Raw genomic sequence first — 17,822 nt, 5'->3', positions numbered from 1 at the left:
CTAAGATTGCATGATGCCCAATGATGATGCGTTAATACAAATAGCAAATAGCATCTGTAACCAGAAAAGGCGCCGTGAGAGTGGTCAGCATGCCGGATGTAAAATCACGTTAAGTTCAGGAATAAACACCCAGAATGTTGTGTGTTTATCCTTAAGGGTGTTGCAATCACCCATGCACAAATTATCTGGTAAGTAGTTTTTATTTAATATCAGCAGACTCTTTTTTTTAGCGAGATAAATCTCTATTTGACCAAGATAAGTGAGTCTATGCAGTGAATTTTCCATCAGATATTTCTCGATTCTTCACAGATTTTGAAATAAACAGATTTAAAAATAACACCAATATTGGCCGAGATATAGGAAGAAATGCGATGTGAATGTTGACTACTACATTGTAGATTGTGCGCAGATGGGCAAACTTTTTCGCGCGTGATTTACATCACCTGATAGAAATTAATTGTGTTGATCCAAAACTGCGGATAGTGCGCCACAGTGCGACTGTTTTATCGACCAAAAACACCTTGCGGTGACGCAGGAAATAAAGCGATATCGCTCCGAAAATGCGCTTTACACAGACAACATAAAATAAAAAATAACGTGAAGACTTTTAACTGCCATGTAGGGGGAGAGGGGCACGAAGTACGCTCTAAAATCAATCCTCTGATTTGATAAAATGGCGTCAATCGATTCTCCTTATGATCCGCTAACAGCCGTTACGCTATTTTATGACAGCCGATTTAATCAAAATAAAAATCGTTAATTTTGATAGAAGCGCAATGCCTATTACCATTATTTTTATAAGAATAATGGCAAGGACAGCCATGAAAGGTAAAGCGCCCTCAACCACAATCAATACGCATCAAGTCTATTTATAGCTCAACGTAAAAGTGACTGCACCGTTTGCCACACCAACTGTTGGCTTATTAGAGATTTGGAAATAGGCTGCTTGCAATCTGACTCTCTGCTGACCAGCTTCGCCTGTATGCGCTCCCATTTTTTGCGGCGTGGCAAATGCAATCGGTGCGCCCGCGTTGTCCAATAACTGAATGCCAATTCCTTGCGCCACACCCGGCTCAATCGTTAATCCAGCCACACCCACGAGGCCATTAATAGCATTGGGGGTGTCAAATTGCATATAAGTGTCTTGATTTTCGTTTCCTATATCCGAACAATTTAGAACGATATCAAAGGACTTCGATGGACCGGCTGTGCCAGCACCTTTAAAATCAGTGAGTGCGGTTTTCGGCATATCCACTTGAATCGTTTTAGATCCCGGATCGAGCGTGCAACTGGCCGGAATAATAGTAATCCCCCTACCACTCAACGTCGTTGTAATCATGGGCTTTCCTGGGCCCTCACCACCGGTATAGTAATTCGTAAAGCGCCCCATTTTCAGCTCGCCCCCGTACGGTATCGGCCCCGTTTTGATGACCTCAATTTTGAATTGTGATCCAATATATAAACGTCGCAAACCTTCTTCCATGAGCGTATGAGGATACAGATGCTCTTTCGATTCAGCCCCCTCCCCCATAGCCATTACCCGCGTCATCCGAAGGCCAATACCGTCAATATCCGTATCAAATACATTCGGGTAAGTCGAGTTGGGACGAAAGTGGGGTTCAACTTCACCAATTAGTAAGGCCTTTCCTTCGCCTGTCGGACAATAAGCCATAATTTCGCTTTTTCCTATGACGGGAATATTGACCGACTTTTCTGCCAGCACGCTACCTATCGGCTGGTCTCGAATAATAATATTGCCAACATCGATTTGGACTTGCTTCGCCACGTATCCCGACACCACATGACAAACAGCCCAACTACCACTTGCCGCGCACATCAAAACACCTGCACAGATCATCTTTTCAATCTGCGCCCGTAATCGCCCAGGGGGAGCCGCTTCACCGGTCTTGGCGAACAACTTTGTTTGCTTGATCATCTTAAATTTCTTCCGTAATGTTGCACTTCGCGGTTATTTCTTTGAAGGCGCTGCTTTCCGTCACATTGCCGTCGATGGCATAAGGAACCTGACATTGCTGGTTGGGCTTTTTGCCCCATTTAACGGTCAGGCTGCCTTCGTTTTCCAGGCCGGTGACATACGCTTGCCCGTCAGGCCCGACAATGCCCAGTTCGCGTCCGTCATCGTCTTCAACGCGTGCGCCAAGCGGCAAGGATCTGCCGTTTGCGTCTGTTAATTCGAACAGCACGCGATGACCGACTCGCGCCTCAAATCTGGCTAGTACCACCGCGCCGCGCCGGGGAATAACATCTTGCACGGCGTTGGCAATTTCAATATCGTTACCTAACTCCTCGGTCCGCAATGCGATTCGATTTTTGTTGTAGGGACTGATATAGGGAATCACTGCGTTTCCGGCAGCATCGGTTTCGATACCGGCGTAGCCTTCAATCGGGATCCCTTTTCCACCCGGCACGTTGACCACGGCAACGGTCTCGCCCAACGACTGCGATAACGTCACGCCATCAGCGTGTGCCACAACACCACCTGTGACCGACATGCTGGTCTGGCCGTAGCCGCGACCCTGGCTGCGGCTGGCGTCGAAACGCGCAACTGGCGACAAGTACGTCATGGTTCCACTACCCGACATCCCACCGTCGGTACTCTTGTCGGCGTAGACACCATAAGTCAGGCGACTATCATCGAACGCCGACCCCGTGTAACTTGCATTCTGGACCAGATTGCCTTGATCATTGCGTGATGCGCCGTAACCAACGTAACCATCTTTTCCACCTAGTGGCATGGACAGGCTGACGCTAATCTGTTTGTTGGAACGACCGCCGTCGTAGGTGTTGTAATCGAGGTAAACGCCATAATTAATTTGTCTGAAACGACTGTTATAACTAAGGCGAACAGTGTTGTCTTTTGCCCGTCGTCCCCAGTAACTTTGCTGACCAGCGGTAAAGTACATTGCGCTATCGGTGCCGATACGTTGTGATACGGTACCTTCCATGCGGCTGCGCTGGTTATACAAAGCGTATCCGGGTGCCATGTCCTGCAATTGTGCCGCCTCGGCAAAAGTACGATAGCCGCGCGTTGAGTAGCGATAACCGAGTACGGAGAAATTGGTCCCGGATGACGCGAAGGATTTAGCATAGCGAAACCGAATCGAGCTACCCCGATATTCTGATCCGCCATTCGCTTGTGTGCGGGCGTGCGCCACATCAATCGAATACGCCCCAAAGCTATGTAAATTGATACCCGTACCAACCAACACAGAACCGTAAATAGTCGAGATATTTGCGCCGCCATACACGGTGACACCTGCCGGCAAACCACGTGTCACTGTGGCCTGCACAAAGACTGGCGTGCTGCCGGAATAGCCGCTGCGATATTTACCAGCAGTCGCGCTATAACGCCATGCACCATCTCGCATCATGACCGGCAAGGCTGCAAATGGCTGGATGAATTTGGTCTCGCGGCCATCGGCTTCGGTGATGGTCACTTCCAGATCGCCGCTGCCCGAAGTGGAGTACAAATCGTCGATGACGAATGGTCCCGGCGCAACGTAGGTCGTGTATATGATGTAGCCATTTTGTCGCACTGCTACTTTGGCAGCAGTTTGTGCTACGCCACGAATAGTGGGGGCGTAACCGCGCTGGCTGTTTGGCAACATCGCCTCGTCTGTTTGCATCTGCACGCCACGGAACTGTACGCCATCAAAAATATCGCCGGGCGAACTGCCATCGCCCACCACCAGTTGACTCTTGAGCGAAGTGATATCCCGTTGTCCGTAAGCGTTGACCGTTTGCCAGCCGCCACGGCCATTGCGGTTGGGGCTAAAAGTAGAAAAAGTACGCGCGCGCCAGTCGCCAACATTGACGCCGCTGCGCAGCCCTGCGAAGACAGTATTGCGCGAGTCGCCATCGGAGTGGCCCATATTAATCTGGTAATCCAGCAAACCCGCGGTGATGCCCGTATTCCACAATTTTGGATTCACCGTGCCACGCGCCACCCGTCGCATTGCTGCTTGCGGAACGCTGACATCAAGTCGAAATTGCCCTGCATCATAGGTCACATTCGCGGCGGGAATAAGGGTTGAAATATCAATACATTGTTCATCGGGAATATTAGTTGCGTTGTCCGCAGACGCTGTGCCGTTAGCCCCCATTGTATTGGCGGCATCGGTCTTAACTTTGGCGGGTATTGCGGGAAATGCGGCAAGGTTCACACCCCAACGACTCAACATTTTACGCGTGATGCAGGCTGTTACTTCCTTGCCGTTATCGTCTTTTGAAAAGCGAATATCGCGTCTTTCTTTAAAATTTTCATTGATATAAATATCGACAGAATAGATACCGGGCAACACCACATTGCGCTTGGAAAATACGGAAAGATCGGCTGTCGGCTGATTGCCGCTAATACTTAAAAAGGACGCATTAAACTCCAAATCGGTATCCGCCGCGCATGCCCATTGCGGCACCATCACCAGTGCAATAGCCGCCAAAGCACTCTGAATTGTGTTCAGTCGCCATTTTGGATGTCGCGTTGTATGTGGCAAGAAGATGGCTTCGGCAGATTGCCTGACCGCTATCGTCGCTATGGATTCCAATTTTCGGCTTAAATTCAGACGCGTCTGCTTCTTTGAAACTAGAGTGTTGGCTGAAGATTGTCCTGCACTCTGATCCAGAACGGAATCCAAAACAGGTTCCATCGTTTCAACCAAAATGTGGTCAAGATGTGCTGCCATCAACACGCCGGCTTTATTTTTTGACCCACTCATTTCGGCTCCTCTACTCTGCCAGTCTTTTGCATTACTCCGCCCTGTCCTGCGTATTGGCGAGACTTACCATGATGTCTTTTGAATCAGAGTGCGCACCATAATCGTTGATGGTAGAAAAGGTGATTTGCAATGGTCCGGTCGCATCGGCGTGCACGTCGCCTTGCGCAACTGTCAAAGGAAAAATACGTTCACCGGATGGCGGAACCATATCGAGATCAATCTCCTGTTTGGTCGCGCCGTGTACTGTCAGCGACGCAAAAGTGACGTGATAGGGTGTCGGGTTGTTGACTTTTAATGCCTTGCCGACGCCGTTGGTGGCCGGCACCAAAGCCCACTGAAGCGCAGCCGGAGCCGCTAGCGAGCCACCTTCGAAGCTTGGCATGGCGGCCGGCCTGTAGAATATTTTGATGCGCGTACGCAACGCAATTTGCAGCACATTCTTTTCTTCTATTTTGGTCGGAATTTCTTTTACATTTAGCCAGAGTACCGATTCACGATCCTCGGGCAATGCTCCGCCACCGCGCACAATGCGGAGAATATTTTCCTTACCGGCATCCAGACGGGATAGCGGCGGCGTAACGACCAGCGGCGTTTTATCACCGGCAACGCGTTCCTTGCCAGCATCGACCCAGGTCTGCACGACATACGGAGAAGTGCCTAAATTACGAATAGAAACAGACGCTTCACGTTTTGTCGCATCATAGATTACGCGAGTTCCGCCTACGCTGACCCCGGCTGCGGCCTGCAACGCAAATCCAAGGGACAACAACGCGCCCACGCAGGTGTGCGCAAAATGTTTTTGAAACATGAGTATCCTTAGTATGCATACCCCTCAAACGGCGACCAGCGCTGTAGCTGGCTTTCGGACGTATTTGCGTCGGAGGTATGGCAAAGAAATGAATCAGGAAGCGAACCGAGAAATGCGTTGATTGGATTGCGCTAAACTGTTTCTTGATGCGCGGCCTTTGGCATAAAACTACCAACGACCGCCCTGGCATAATTACCTGCCAATTTGCAGCAATTTTCCATCTATCTTTCAGCTATTTTGAAGCTGAATTTAAGCCGGATTTATGCTGAACCAATGCTGTTTTACTGATAGCCTGTTGATTACTTGTAAGTAATGTTGAATTGCGCAACAGCAGTAACATCACCAGCAATCATTTGTGATGCTTCAGCCATGGTACGAACAAAACGTGCATCGAATGGCAGCTTGTTAACACCGTCGAGCAATGGATACGCACGCGAGTCAGCACCCAGAATTGATGCGCCATCTACGTCCATAATTTGAACACCAACGCCTTGACCTTTACCGTTACCGACATCGACTGCCAGCAATGCAGCATCAATCGAATCGGTAGTGCCAGAAAATTGCACGGTTGCATTTTTCATTGCAGTCGTGTCGCAGTTTTCCAGATCGATATAAAAGCGATTGTTGATACCTTTATCGCCTGGTTTTTTCATCGAAGCATCGCTTAGTGCTAGCGTACCCAGATTCACATAGTTCATACCTTTGTTGGTACAAGTAGTCGCTTCAATTTTTCCAGAAAAAGCAACTTGACCATCAGGAATACCCGCAGCCATGGCTGATTGTGATGCGATACCTGCGAAAGTCAAAGTGACGATAGTTGCGGCTAATTTCAGTTTCATGTAAATCCCTTAAGTGATGTAAGCTTCCAGTAAAATGCGTCTGGCGAGAAAAATTCGCCGGGAAGAAAGCCGCTCTATAGTAAAGATTTGAAATGATAAAAAACATCAGAGAATTCTAATAAGAGATAAGACTTTGCTGAAAATGCATACAGAAATATCAGTCTATGTAGATACTTTTTTGGCGACAACTAACAAAAAAACGAAGATTAAAAAATCGTTGCAGATCAAAATGAGGCTTTCGCCTCCTATGAGGCGTTGCACATTTAACACCACTTGGGATGTCATAAAAAGAGAGAGCAATGCGGCGAGAATTACCTTAGCAATCGAAGGGCTCTTGACCGTTGACTATTTGAAATGGCTGGATGTGGTTGTTTCAAACCGGCTGAGCGCCGATTGGAGGTAAAAATTGGTGGGCGAATCGTTGGATGAATCAGGAGATGAATTAGCGGGGGAATTGGTGGACGGAATTGCCAAACAAATTTGCACGCAAATTGGAAAATCGATACACCAGCGAATGGCACGATACGTCACCAGTTACACAAAAAAATTGGTCTTGCGATTGCCAAGACCAATGATGCGTGACCTTTTGTTATCGGGCAGAAGGATTAAAAGCGTAAAGATAACGCCTTCATCGTGCTAATAAAAACTTCTCTAACCGCTGCACGCCAGATGCGAGACGTTCTACCGAACTGGCAAAACACCAACGAATATAGCCCTCACCTTCAGGACCAAATGCACTTCCCGGAGCCAATCCCAAGCCAGCATCACGCACCAGTTGTTTGCACAATGCCAAACTGTCAGTAACGCCATCCAAGCGAAAAAATAAATACATCGCCCCTTTGGGCAACGGCGCGGTAATACCCGGCAACGCATTGAGGCGCTGATATAAAAAGTCGCGCGCGGTTTGATAGCGGTCAATAGTAGTGGCGATAATATCGTCCCCGCGTTCAACGGCGGCAATACCCGCACGTTGCACAAATCCGGGCGCACACGAGGTATTGAATTCGATCAATTTACCCAGATCAGTCATCAAGGTCGGCGGGGCGACCAACCAACCCAGACGCCATCCTGTCATCAACCACGCTTTTGAAAAACTATTGGATGAAATAAGTCGATCATTGGGTTCCGCAATATCCAGAAACGAAGGCGCGCAGAGCTTATCGTCATGGGCTTGCGTATCGTTGGACCGTCCGCTTATGGATGGGCGATACACGACCCGCTCATACACATCATCCGCGACGATCCAAATGCCGTGCTGACGGCAATGGTCCAAAACGATTTGCTGTTGCGCACGCGACATCACCCAACCGGTCGGATTGTTGGGGGAATTAATCATCACCGCCCTTGTGCCTGGCGTCAGTGCATCAATTAATTGCTGGATATCGAGATCCCATACCTCGCCAAATTGTAGTGGCACACGCACGACTTCAGCACCTAAAATCTTAGGGATTTCGACGACATTGGGCCACAACGGTGTGACCGCCACAACCCGATCACCCGGACTCAAAATCAGTTGAGACAGTAACATCAGCGCCGATACGCCAGAGGAAGTGACGGCAACGCGGCTAGCGTCCAGTGGTTGATGTAATGCGGATAAATAGCCAGCAAGCGCTTCACGTAACGGCGGTATGCCATAGTTGCTGGTATAGAACGTATCGCCGTCATCAAGCGCTGCTTTCGCGGCATCGCGAATGAAGGCTGGCGTTACCTGATCCGGTTCCCCGAACCAGAAAGGCAATACATCACTGCGTCCAATGCCAACATTTGCCACTTCACGGATACGTGAGGCTTCAAGACTTTGAACGACTAAACGGGCGCTAGGAGAAGGTGACAATACCATAGACTTCTGACTCCAGAAATGACAAATGAAGCGAAACGAATCCCGATCATTCTGCGCTATGAAGAGGAAGCGCTGACGACGTGAACCTAAATGAACCTAAATGAGCCTACGCGACACTGCACTAATTTGAACAAAACCAAGTGTAACGCATCCTGCAACGCTGTTTTCCGAACATCTTTGATTTTTTATCCTGTGGGCCACTCTGTGCGTTTTTTTACTATTTTGGCCGATTTCAGTTATTGTTCATCTCCTCAGGGCTATTGATGATGGAGTGGATATGAACAAGTTAAGTACAAATAATCTACGAGGGTTTTATCCGCCGATTGCTCCGTTCCGACAAGGCATGCTCGAAGTTGGAGACGGTCATCAGGTGTATTGGGAAGAATGTGGCAATCCTGCCGGTAAGCCGGTCTTGTTTTTGCATGGCGGCCCGGGTGCTGGTTGCAATGACAATCACCGACGACTGTTCGATCCGGCACGGTACAGGATCGTACTATTCGATCAACGCGGTTGCGGCCGCAGCAAACCCCACGCGCATCTTGAGGCGAATACAACCTGGCATCTGGTCGACGACATTGAACGGTTGCGCATCATGCTAAAAATTGAGCGCTGGCAAGTCTTTGGCGGCTCATGGGGAAGCACGCTGGCGCTAGCTTATGCACAATCGCATCCGCCGCGCGTTACCGAATTGATCGTGCGGGGAATTTTTACATCACGACAGCAAGAACTTGACTGGTTCTATCAATGTGGCGCATCGATGATTTTTCCGGAAGCCTGGCAAGAATTTATCGCCCCTGTGCCAGTGGCTGAGCAAGGCGATTTGATGGCGGCGTATCATCGGCTATTGAATGACGGCGATGAGCAAACCCAACTCGCTGCGGCACAAGCGTGGAGTACGTGGGAAGGACATGCGATTAGCTTGCTACCGAACCCGCAATTTGTGGAAGAATTTGCTGAAGCGCATCATGCATTGGCGGTAGCGCGGATCGAAAATCATTACTTCGTCAACGCGGGATTCTTTACGCCCGATCAGTTGATTATGAATGCCGGAGAACTGCGGGATATTCCCGGCATTATTGTGCAGGGCCGATACGACATCATTTGTCCACCACAAACGGCTTGGGAGTTGCATAACGCTTGGCCAAACAGCGAATTGATAATGATTGCTGATGCTGGTCATGCTGTCACGGAACCGGGCATTTTGGATCAATTAATCAGGGCCACCGATCGGTTCGCGAATCATTAAATAATAAAGCCATCGATAGTCGTTACGCGACTATTCGAATATTCGATTACCATCGTTCATCGCAAGTATTTTCCATCAAGCCATTGCGAGCAAGCAGGATTAATTGCTCGCAATGATTTAATGTAGCGCAAAACGTCAGATAGGTTATTCCAGGCGTCTATTTACGCGTCCGAAAACGGCTAGACGCCAACTTCCCTACGGCGTATAAATAGAGCATGAAAACTCTACTTTCACATCGACTTAGTACGTCATTATTGCCGCCACCAATCATCGACACCAAAATTGAATCAAGCACCAAAACGCTCAATGATGAGAGTTGCTATCGCGCATTGGCTGCCAAAGATAGTCGCTTTGACGGCGTCTTTTTTGTCGGTGTCAGCACTACCGGAATCTACTGTCGCCCAATCTGCACTGCCAAAACACCGCGCCCTTCGTCCTGCACATTTTATACAGGCGCAGCAGCGGCAGAAGCCGCAGGTTTTCGCCCATGTCTTCGTTGTCGTCCAGAATTAGCGCCCTACGCATTGCAACAAAATCTGGCCTATGCAGTGTGGCAACGCATTACTGCGGGTGCGCTGAACCGCAACAGCGACAATCGTAGCATCACCAATAGCACCGAAGATAAAAATACCGAGGGCGGCCGACTTGAGCAATTGGCAGCAGAAGTCGGGCTTTCTTCCCGCCAGTTAAGGCGGGTTTTGCTGCAACACTTCGGCGTTTCACCAGTTGAGCTGGCGCAAACCCAGCGTCTTTTATTTGCAAAAAAACTATTGCAGGAAACCCACTTATCGATGACCGAGCTGGCCGACGCCGCCGGATTTGGCAGTATCCGGCGCTTTAACGCCCTCTTTAACGCACGTTACGGCATGGCACCGACCGCATTGCGTCGACAGCATAAACCTGGTACCGCACACTCAAATCCGATGGAAGATGTGGTGACTGTGCGGTTGGCGTATCGCCCGCCGCTGGAATGGATTTCCATCTTGCAGTATTTGCAGCCACGCCTGATTGCAGGCGTCGAAGCAGTGCAACTGGCACACGCCAGTCCGGCCTACATTCGTAGTATCCGACTCGACAACGTCAGCGGCTGGCTGCGCGTGACGCACCTCGCCAGACAGCAACAATTGGAAGTACAGATTTCGCCGACACTGACCCCGATGCTAATGCCGATTCTGGCGCGGCTGCGCAATCTGTTTGATCTGGATGCCAACCCCGCGGTAATCACTGCGCATTTACGCTTAGACCCAGCGCTGGCAAACCGCATTGATGGGCAATCCGTTCAACATCGCCAACCGTGGATTCGAGTTCCGGGCACGTTTGCGCCTTTTGAGCTTGCGGTGCGGGCAATACTAGGGCAACAAGTCAGTGTAGCTGGCGCGAGCACATTGACGGCACGATTGGTGAGTCGATTCGGGTCATTATGCGAGACGCCCTTTCCTACAATCACACATCATTTTCCGGACGCAGAAACGCTGACGAATTTACCTGCGTCTACACTGGCAAGCATTGGTATTCCGACCTCGCGTGCTGAGACTATCCGGAATATGGCGCGCTATGCAACTGCGCATGCAGCCGATGGAAATCTACCCACCAGACCCGGTGCAACGCTCGCCGAAACAATCGCACAATTAACCGCGATACCGGGAATCGGCAACTGGACCGCCCACTATATTGCTCTGCGCGCTTTACGCTTTCCGGATGCATTTCCCGCTGGCGATCTGGGACTACAAAAAGCGATGGCCGAAGCTGGCGGTCGCCTGACTGAAAAACAACTCGCCGCGATAGCTACCGCATGGTCACCATGGCGCGGTTACGCGGCATTACTTTTATGGCAAACACTATGAATACCGTATCGATAAACACACTCAAAACCGTCGATGTCACTTATTACGTCGCCCATAACAGTCCGGTTGGCACGCTATTGATCGCAGCGACCGACGCCGGTATCAGCGGCATGTATTTTGAGGTGCACCGTCATTTCAAGGGAAAAGATGGATGGATACTGGCGCCCGACCATCCGCACCTCAAAGAAGCTGCACAGCAGTTAGATGAATACTTCGCAGGCGTTCGTCAGCAATTTGATCTGCCGCTGGCGTTGCATGGAACGGCGTTTCAACGCGCCGTATGGGACGCCTTAATCGCCATTCCTTTCGGCCAGTCGACCACCTACGGTCAGCATGCCGTGCAGATCGGGCGGGCCAATGCGGTGCGAGCGGTCGGCACGGCAATCGGGCGCAACCCGGTCTCCATTATCGTGCCCTGCCATCGGGTTTTAGGAGCCTCTGGGGCGCTAACCGGCTATGCGGGTGGCTTGGAGCGGAAAGGCTTCTTGTTGCGGCTGGAAGGCGCTACCGATCACAAAGCGCATGATGATCTGTTCTGAGCCAAGGAACAGGAAGCATTAGATGATTCACGTCCGATTAGCTGCCACTAACGCCTAGCGAAGTAGAGGATCATTTTTTCTAAGTGTCGGGCTGCGAGTGTTTCAAAAAGCGACAACCGGCAAACCCTGACTTAAAAATTGATCAAAAATGTGGGGCAATTTATGTTGAAATGCCGATCGCTTAAGGAAGTGTCATTGTTTGCACTTCTTTTTGGCAACATTCCGCAACCCCCTAAAGCGGCGCAGAGACTCAAATATTCTGCGATTGACTGCCCTGTTAGCGACGCTTACATCGTTTGCAATATTAAAGAATTTCGGGGCGGAATCCGCTGGGAGTAAGAATCCGTGTTCGACCAAAGCTCCCTCTCTGTAATAGACCCGCCCGCCGCTCTCAAGTCACCAGATAGTCAGCATCGCCTGCGAGCGCCATAGCGAGCAAAAACGCATCATTCGGGTCATCAGCCTCAACGTCTGATGTGAATCGATCTAAAACAATTGCCTGTTGAAAATTGTTGACCATCGTGCCCACCTGATGGGGTTGCAATACTGCTTTGAATTTGGGGTATCGACTGGCGCGGCGCAATTCATCAAGTTGCACCAATGAATTGACAACCTCAAATTTCGCTGCGCGCCAAGCCCGATAATCGCGTCTGGTGCGCCATGAGGGGAAATAAGTGCGGACAATAAGACCTTCGTATCAAGTACCACCCGCATCAGTGGTTCCGGGCCCATTGCACGGCTTCATCAACCATGGCTGTCAGATCGACCTCGCTCACGCCCGTATTGGCCATTTTTGTCTGCTCGGCCGTTAGCTCGAGAATATGAGCGCGAACGGCCTCCTCAATAAACCGGGAAAGATCACCTTTTCGACCGCCCCGACTAGCAAGGAACATACGAAGCGATTAATCTGCGTCCGGCGAAACCGCAATATTCCAGCGTATTTGGCGCATAATTATTTCCTTCTTAGGCGTATAACTGCTTATGTGTTTATGTGTTTATGTGTTTATGCACCAAGCTGAGACTCCGCTCAAGTTTATGTGGAATACGAGAATTTACTACCCTTTCCACAACCTGCAAATCTTGACTGAAAAACAGGCTAAATGCGGTTCGGCGTGATCACCGCCGATTTGTCTTTTTTATAATGCGTAAATTACGGTCACAAAATTGACTTTCAGGCCGTGTCTCTGAAAATCCGGCCCACTCCAAAACACTTCGTCCAAAATGCGCTAGTACTCAATCTATTTTTATAGATAAGTCTCCCCCCATTTTCAGATTTTTCTTAAATCTTTACACAGCACTTTCCTGCAGAATGAGCATTCTATCTTCTTAAAAAGACATGCCTTTCTGCGCCGGATCGTGGGTGATCTTTATCGCTTTGCAGTTTCTCCGCAAATAACATCGCCCTGTTTTTCCTCCCTCTTACTTGCTTGTTGCACCTACGAAGGTAGCCATTATGCTTAGTCCGAACAAAGGTTTTACGCTGGTCGAACTAATTATTACGATTGCGGTGGTCGCAATTCTGGTAGCGATAGCGTTGCCATCCATGCGTGATTTTGTGACTGATATCCGCGTCGCCAGTAACGTCAAGTTGTTCTTGGCCGCGAATCGGTTCGCCCGATCAGAGGCGATTATGCGGGGTCGAATGGTAAGAGTGTGCGCGGCTTACGACATTGTCATGCCTGACAGACCTAACATAATTGTGTGTCGCGGCGGTGGCGCTAGCTACAACAGCCGATCACGGGGACACGATTATGATCCGGACGGCGATTATGAGCTCATTGAGCGCGATTGGTCTCAAGGATGGATTGTAGACGTTTCTATTGGCCGTTTTGATACCACGCCAGTAATAAGGCTTTTCCACAGCCTCACATCCAATAGCATGACCACAATTACCGGCTCACACTCATATGTGGTATATAGCGCGACAGGCGCCCTTTCGGCCTCATACCGCTATACATTGTTTAATGTTCTATTCAGCCCCGGCACCAAATTTGCGCGACGCGTATGTATTTCGGTTACTGGGCTCGCACGAGTCGTCCGCAAAACAGGCGCTGCCGATCCTGTTTGCTAATAGCTAAACGCAGCAGCGCCAGAAGAAAACGCCTTAACAAAAAGCCGCCAGCGTTGCCACTGACGGCTTTTTGTAATGCTATCGCATCGATAATCGCGACCTAACTACATGTTAGTGCAATTATGCCGCTTTGGCTTTTGCGATCACGCGCTTCACCACTGCTTTTTTAACTGCTGGTTTCTTGGCGACGGCCTTCTTCACGGCAGCCGCTTTCACCACAGTTTTCTTTACGACGACTTTTTTGGCCGCGGTTTTGACCACTGCGACGTCTGCTGTATCAGCATCTGCGTCACCATCAACGACTGCCGCTTTGGCCTTCCCTTTAGCCGGTGCTTTTGGCTTCCGTTCTTCAAACTCAAAACTGACCTTGCCGTCCTTGCCTTTGACCAGAAATGCCTTGAATGGCCTACGTGTGCGTTGGGAAACAAAGCCCGGCAACAAATCGGTCTTTCCTTCATTGAGCAACTTCGCCATTTGCTCGGGCAAGATTTCTTGCTGCAAGATGATGCGGCCGCTGCGGAAATCACATTCTTTCGGCTTGGCGACGCTCTTCTCGCAAACGTACGCAAGACCCAGTTCAAATACGCCGTTGCCACATTTTGGGCATGGTCCTACGGGCGTTTGACCGGTGAAATCAACGCCTTCACCGTTTTCGCCTGCCTCGTCGTTTTGACCGAAATCAAACTCAAGTTTTGAGTTCTTGATCTCTTCATCGCGACTGATTTTGAGGATGGCCGCAAACGGACGTCCCATCTTGGAGCGGAAACCTTGTAACGGGCCGATAGTCCGATTGATCAGCAACTCTTCGACTTCTGCAATTTCAAATTGGCGGCTTCCCGGCGTTTTGCTCATTGAGAATTCGCATTTTGTACAAGCAAACCGACGATAATTTTCTTTGACTACAGCGCCACAATTTGGACACGGCGCAACCAATGTTGCGTAGTCGCCAGGGATCGTGTCGTTGTCGTATTCTTTGGCGCGCTTGACGATGGTTTGGGTCATCTGGGCAATTTCACGCATGAACTCTTCGCGCGTGATTTTGCCTTTTTCCATCTGCGATAGCTTATGCTCCCATTCGCCGGTCAACTCAGGCTCGGTTAATTCGTCAACACCCAGGCCATGCAAGAGCGTCATTAACTGGAACGCTTTGGCGGTCGGAATTAACTCACGGCCTTCACGCAGCATGTAGCGTTCAAAGATCAAACCCTCGATAGTGGCCGCGCGCGTGGCTGGCGTGCCCAGACCTTTACCGGCCATGGCTTCGCGCAGTTCACCATCATCAACCAGCTTGCCAGCACCTTCCATCGCGGACAGCAGCGTGGCTTCCGTATAGCGCGCTGGCGGTTTGGTGACTAATCCGTTGGCTGTGACTTTGTCGGTCTTGACCTTCTCGCCGCTGGCCACGGCAACTAATGTGCCGCTGTTTTCTGCATCTTTTTCGTCCGCGACTTCCTTGCCATAAATCGCCAGCCATCCCGGATTGATCATGACCTTGCCTTCAGTCTTGAACTGATAACCGGAAACTTCCGTAAAGCGTGTAGTCACCTGAAATTCAGCGGCAGGGAAAAACACCGCCATGAAGCGCCGGGTGACCAGATCGTACAATTTTTGCTCAGGCTCGGACAGATTCTTCGGTGCCTGCGTAGTCGGAATGATCGCAAAGTGATCACTGATCTTGCTATTGTCGAAAATACGCTTGTTCGGCTTGACCCAACCTTTGTTGAGAATCTGCGCGGCGAACTGTTGATAGTTGTTGTTCTCCGACACGGTTTCCAGCGTTTCTTTGACCGTGCTCAGATAATCTTCCGGCAAATGGCGCGAATCGGTACGCGGATACGTCAGGACTTTGTGGCGCTCATATAAAGACTGTGCAAGACCGAGCGTATTTTTTGCGGAGAATCCAAAGCGCGAGTTAGCCTCACGCTGCAAACTGGTCAGGTCGAATAATCCCGGCGCCATTTGCGTGGTTGGCTTGGATTCTTCGGTGACGTTGCCCATCTTGTTGCGGCAAGCCGCAACAATCGATTCTGCGGCAGCCAGACTCCACAAACGCTCGGCGCGTTTTTCGGGATCATTCTCGGTTTTTTTGTGTTGCGTATCGAGCCAGCGACCTTCATAAATACCGGCGGCGCAGATAAACTCTGCCCGCACTTCCCAGAAGTCACGCGGAACGAATTTTTTAATCTTCTCTTCGCGCTCGACCACGATCGAGAGTGTCGGCGTTTGTACGCGACCAACGGTGGTCAGATAAAAACCACCCTCTTTCGAGTTAAACGCGGTCATTGCGCGGGTACCGTTGATACCGATCAGCCAGTCAGCTTCACTGCGGCAACGGGCGGCGTCGGCCAATGGCAACATATCTTCATCGGCACGCAAATTGGCGAAACCATCGCGGATAGCGCCCGGCGTCATTGACTGCAACCAAAGGCGTTTGACCGGCTGTTTGGCTTTGGCGTGTTGCGCAATCAGGCGGAAAATCAGTTCGCCTTCACGTCCGGCATCGCAGGCATTGATCAGTGCGGTGACGTCTTTACGCTTGATCAGCTTGTTGAGTACTTTTAATCTGGCTTCGGTCTTGGCGATCGGATTCAACGCGAAATACGGCGGAATCATCGGTAAATGGGTAAAGGTCCACTTTCCGCGTTTGACATCGAACTCTTCAGGTACGGCGATTTCCAGCAGGTGACCGACAGCTGATGACAGCACGTATTCGTCGGACTCAAAGTACTCATCGTGCTTGGTAAAGCCGCCAAGCGTCTTCGCGATATCGTTCGCGACAGAAGGTTTCTCGGCGATGATGAGGGTCTTGCTCATAAATATGGTCTCGAAAGTGGCGCGCTTTCCCATCAAATGAGTTGGCGCATGTTACAGCTAAATACTCGTTTAACTAGTCGGTGAAATGCAGAACTTAATCATTGCTACGTTGGTACGACCGGGCTAAAACAATTGGGTTGAATCGGCCGGATTGAAACAGCTGGGTCGGAACAACTCGGTCCAAACAACTGCGAAATACAGCGTTATCGAAAGGAGTTATTAGCTTACCAAAAGGCAACTCTCGCACACTATAACAGCCAACATAGAATACGGCAGTGATTAAGCGGCCAATGATAAGCGGGTTATTGGGAATATCGCAAGCCCGGCAAGCGCTGCCGTTGCTTACAATTAATGGTCGAAGAAGCCTGCGCTGCCAATTCTAATGCAACAGGCGCGGTTCCGGGTCTTCATCGTCGTCAAGAAACAACTCATCAAACATCAATCCGTCCGGCTCTTTGCCTTGGCTCCACAACACCATCAACACGATTACTTTAAGCTTATCGAGTGATATTAGCGATTCCCCTGCGGCTAAAGCACGTTCGATGACGATTTCGCGCTGTACCGGATTGAGCATCTTAGCTGACTCAAGGAACTGAACGAAGCCTATTGCTTCTGTGCCAAGTGCGTCCATTTCTTGCGGCGCGTATATCCGCATGCCAAATGAAAATGCAGTTTGCTGAGGATAGCGGTCAGCGTAAGAGTGATTACTTACAGCCAGATCAGTCAGCCAGCCAAGCGCTTTGGTAATTTCATCATCTTCAAAACCAATTGCCGTCAGTTTCCTGACCAAGGCCTCAGGTTCCGGGCAGGCATCGGGACGGTAATATGTTTCATATAGGTAAACTAGGACTTCAAACATGGTTCTACTGTATCGCTAAGATTGGACTAAAACAAGTTGCTAAAACTATTTGCAAAAACAGCAATCAGCGAGGAGAGGTTGGGCCGCGTGGATTGCCAGGATACAACCCAATTGGGGCATTTTTGCGAAAATCCTAGACAATTATCGCAAAATTGCGGTCTTTACAATCGATTAAACGCCCAAATAAGGTGATTTACCCATAATTTATAGATACCTTTATACCAGT

12 protein-coding genes and 1 pseudogene are annotated in these 17,822 nt (G+C 49.9%); 4 read left to right on the top strand and 9 right to left on the bottom strand.

All coding sequences use genetic code 11. The features are described from left to right. Positions 1-865 precede the first annotated feature (865 nt). The 5 genes from RGU75_RS08860 to RGU75_RS08840 all read right to left on the bottom strand — a co-directional run bounded on the left by RGU75_RS08860 (position 866) and on the right by RGU75_RS08840 (position 8,223). On the bottom strand, positions 866-1,936 hold the full coding sequence (locus RGU75_RS08860) for a fimbrial protein (protein ID WP_322235022.1): 1,071 nt from the start codon (positions 1,934-1,936) through the stop codon (positions 866-868). Between the two features lies 1 nt (position 1,937). Continuing rightward, entirely contained in the window at positions 1,938-4,736 is a 2,799-nt protein-coding gene (locus RGU75_RS08855; RefSeq protein WP_322235020.1) for a fimbria/pilus outer membrane usher protein, read from the bottom strand. A 31-nt stretch (positions 4,737-4,767) separates the two neighbouring features. Continuing rightward, on the bottom strand, positions 4,768-5,544 hold the full coding sequence (locus RGU75_RS08850) for a molecular chaperone (RefSeq protein WP_322235019.1): 777 nt from the start codon (positions 5,542-5,544) through the stop codon (positions 4,768-4,770). A gap of 299 nt (positions 5,545-5,843) precedes the next feature. After that, positions 5,844-6,383, bottom strand: coding sequence for a fimbrial protein (locus RGU75_RS08845; protein ID WP_322235017.1), 540 nt, complete (start codon positions 6,381-6,383; stop codon positions 5,844-5,846). A 628-nt stretch (positions 6,384-7,011) separates the two neighbouring features. After that, positions 7,012-8,223, bottom strand: coding sequence for a pyridoxal phosphate-dependent aminotransferase (locus tag RGU75_RS08840; RefSeq protein WP_322235015.1), 1,212 nt, complete (start codon positions 8,221-8,223; stop codon positions 7,012-7,014). A gap of 277 nt (positions 8,224-8,500) precedes the next feature. Here RGU75_RS08840 and pip point away from each other — a divergent pair, with 277 nt between their 5' ends. From pip to RGU75_RS08825, 3 genes are all read left to right on the top strand, one after another. After that, positions 8,501-9,469, top strand: a complete 969-nt coding sequence (pip, locus tag RGU75_RS08835; RefSeq protein WP_322235013.1) for a prolyl aminopeptidase — start codon at positions 8,501-8,503, stop codon at positions 9,467-9,469. A 215-nt stretch (positions 9,470-9,684) separates the two neighbouring features. Next, on the top strand, positions 9,685-11,313 hold the full coding sequence (locus tag RGU75_RS08830; protein ID WP_322235012.1) for a DNA-3-methyladenine glycosylase 2 family protein: 1,629 nt from the start codon (positions 9,685-9,687) through the stop codon (positions 11,311-11,313). Continuing rightward, positions 11,310-11,852 carry a methylated-DNA--[protein]-cysteine S-methyltransferase gene (locus RGU75_RS08825; RefSeq protein ID WP_322235010.1) on the top strand — a complete coding sequence of 181 codons (543 nt, stop codon included), beginning with the start codon at positions 11,310-11,312 and terminating at the stop codon, positions 11,850-11,852. The genes RGU75_RS08830 and RGU75_RS08825 overlap by 4 nt, the downstream gene beginning before the upstream one ends. A 304-nt stretch (positions 11,853-12,156) precedes the next feature. On the opposite strand, the pseudogene RGU75_RS08820 reads toward RGU75_RS08825, so the two are convergent. Both RGU75_RS08820 and RGU75_RS08815 read right to left on the bottom strand, forming a co-directional pair. After that, positions 12,157-12,566: pseudogene (locus RGU75_RS08820) on the bottom strand (putative toxin-antitoxin system toxin component, PIN family). After that, positions 12,566-12,745, bottom strand: coding sequence for a ribbon-helix-helix domain-containing protein (locus tag RGU75_RS08815; RefSeq protein WP_322235008.1), 180 nt, complete (start codon positions 12,743-12,745; stop codon positions 12,566-12,568). The pseudogene RGU75_RS08820 and the gene RGU75_RS08815 overlap by 1 nt, the downstream one beginning before the upstream one ends. Before the next feature lie 560 nt (positions 12,746-13,305). On the opposite strand from RGU75_RS08815, the gene RGU75_RS08810 reads away from it, so the two are divergent. Beyond that, entirely contained in the window at positions 13,306-13,923 is a 618-nt protein-coding gene (locus RGU75_RS08810; RefSeq protein ID WP_322235005.1) for a GspH/FimT family pseudopilin, read from the top strand. A gap of 120 nt (positions 13,924-14,043) precedes the next feature. Here the strand turns inward: RGU75_RS08810 and RGU75_RS08805 are convergent, their stop codons facing one another. Both RGU75_RS08805 and RGU75_RS08800 read right to left on the bottom strand, forming a co-directional pair. Continuing rightward, entirely contained in the window at positions 14,044-16,737 is a 2,694-nt protein-coding gene (locus RGU75_RS08805; RefSeq protein WP_322235002.1) for a DNA topoisomerase III, read from the bottom strand. 379 nt (positions 16,738-17,116) lie between these two features. After that, complete coding sequence (locus RGU75_RS08800; RefSeq protein ID WP_322234999.1) at positions 17,117-17,596, bottom strand: DUF494 domain-containing protein; 480 nt, start codon at positions 17,594-17,596, stop codon at positions 17,117-17,119. Between the last annotated feature and the right edge of the window lie 226 nt (positions 17,597-17,822).

Source organism: Glaciimonas sp. CA11.2 (genome assembly GCF_034314045.1).
Taxonomy (GTDB): domain Bacteria; phylum Pseudomonadota; class Gammaproteobacteria; order Burkholderiales; family Burkholderiaceae_D; genus Glaciimonas.
The sequence above is the reverse complement of the archived record's forward strand: the minus strand, read 5'-3'. Positions and strand labels throughout refer to the sequence as shown.

Excerpts from the sequence above, each read along its gene's own strand:
- RGU75_RS08855 (WP_322235020.1), bottom strand. The coding sequence starts at position 4,736 with ATGAGTGGGTCAAAAAATAAAGCCGGCGTGTTGATGGCAGCACATCTT.
- RGU75_RS08815 (WP_322235008.1), bottom strand. The coding sequence starts at position 12,745 with ATGTTCCTTGCTAGTCGGGGCGGTCGAAAAGGTGATCTTTCCCGGTTT.
- pip (WP_322235013.1), top strand. The coding sequence starts at position 8,501 with ATGAACAAGTTAAGTACAAATAATCTACGAGGGTTTTATCCGCCGATT.
- RGU75_RS08805 (WP_322235002.1), bottom strand. The coding sequence starts at position 16,737 with ATGAGCAAGACCCTCATCATCGCCGAGAAACCTTCTGTCGCGAACGAT.
- RGU75_RS08800 (WP_322234999.1), bottom strand. The coding sequence starts at position 17,596 with ATGTTTGAAGTCCTAGTTTACCTATATGAAACATATTACCGTCCCGAT.
- RGU75_RS08860 (WP_322235022.1), bottom strand. The coding sequence starts at position 1,936 with ATGATCAAGCAAACAAAGTTGTTCGCCAAGACCGGTGAAGCGGCTCCC.
- RGU75_RS08830 (WP_322235012.1), top strand. The coding sequence starts at position 9,685 with ATGAAAACTCTACTTTCACATCGACTTAGTACGTCATTATTGCCGCCA.
- RGU75_RS08850 (WP_322235019.1), bottom strand. The coding sequence starts at position 5,544 with ATGTTTCAAAAACATTTTGCGCACACCTGCGTGGGCGCGTTGTTGTCC.
- RGU75_RS08825 (WP_322235010.1), top strand. The coding sequence starts at position 11,310 with ATGAATACCGTATCGATAAACACACTCAAAACCGTCGATGTCACTTAT.
- RGU75_RS08840 (WP_322235015.1), bottom strand. The coding sequence starts at position 8,223 with ATGGTATTGTCACCTTCTCCTAGCGCCCGTTTAGTCGTTCAAAGTCTT.
- RGU75_RS08845 (WP_322235017.1), bottom strand. The coding sequence starts at position 6,383 with ATGAAACTGAAATTAGCCGCAACTATCGTCACTTTGACTTTCGCAGGT.
- RGU75_RS08810 (WP_322235005.1), top strand. The coding sequence starts at position 13,306 with ATGCTTAGTCCGAACAAAGGTTTTACGCTGGTCGAACTAATTATTACG.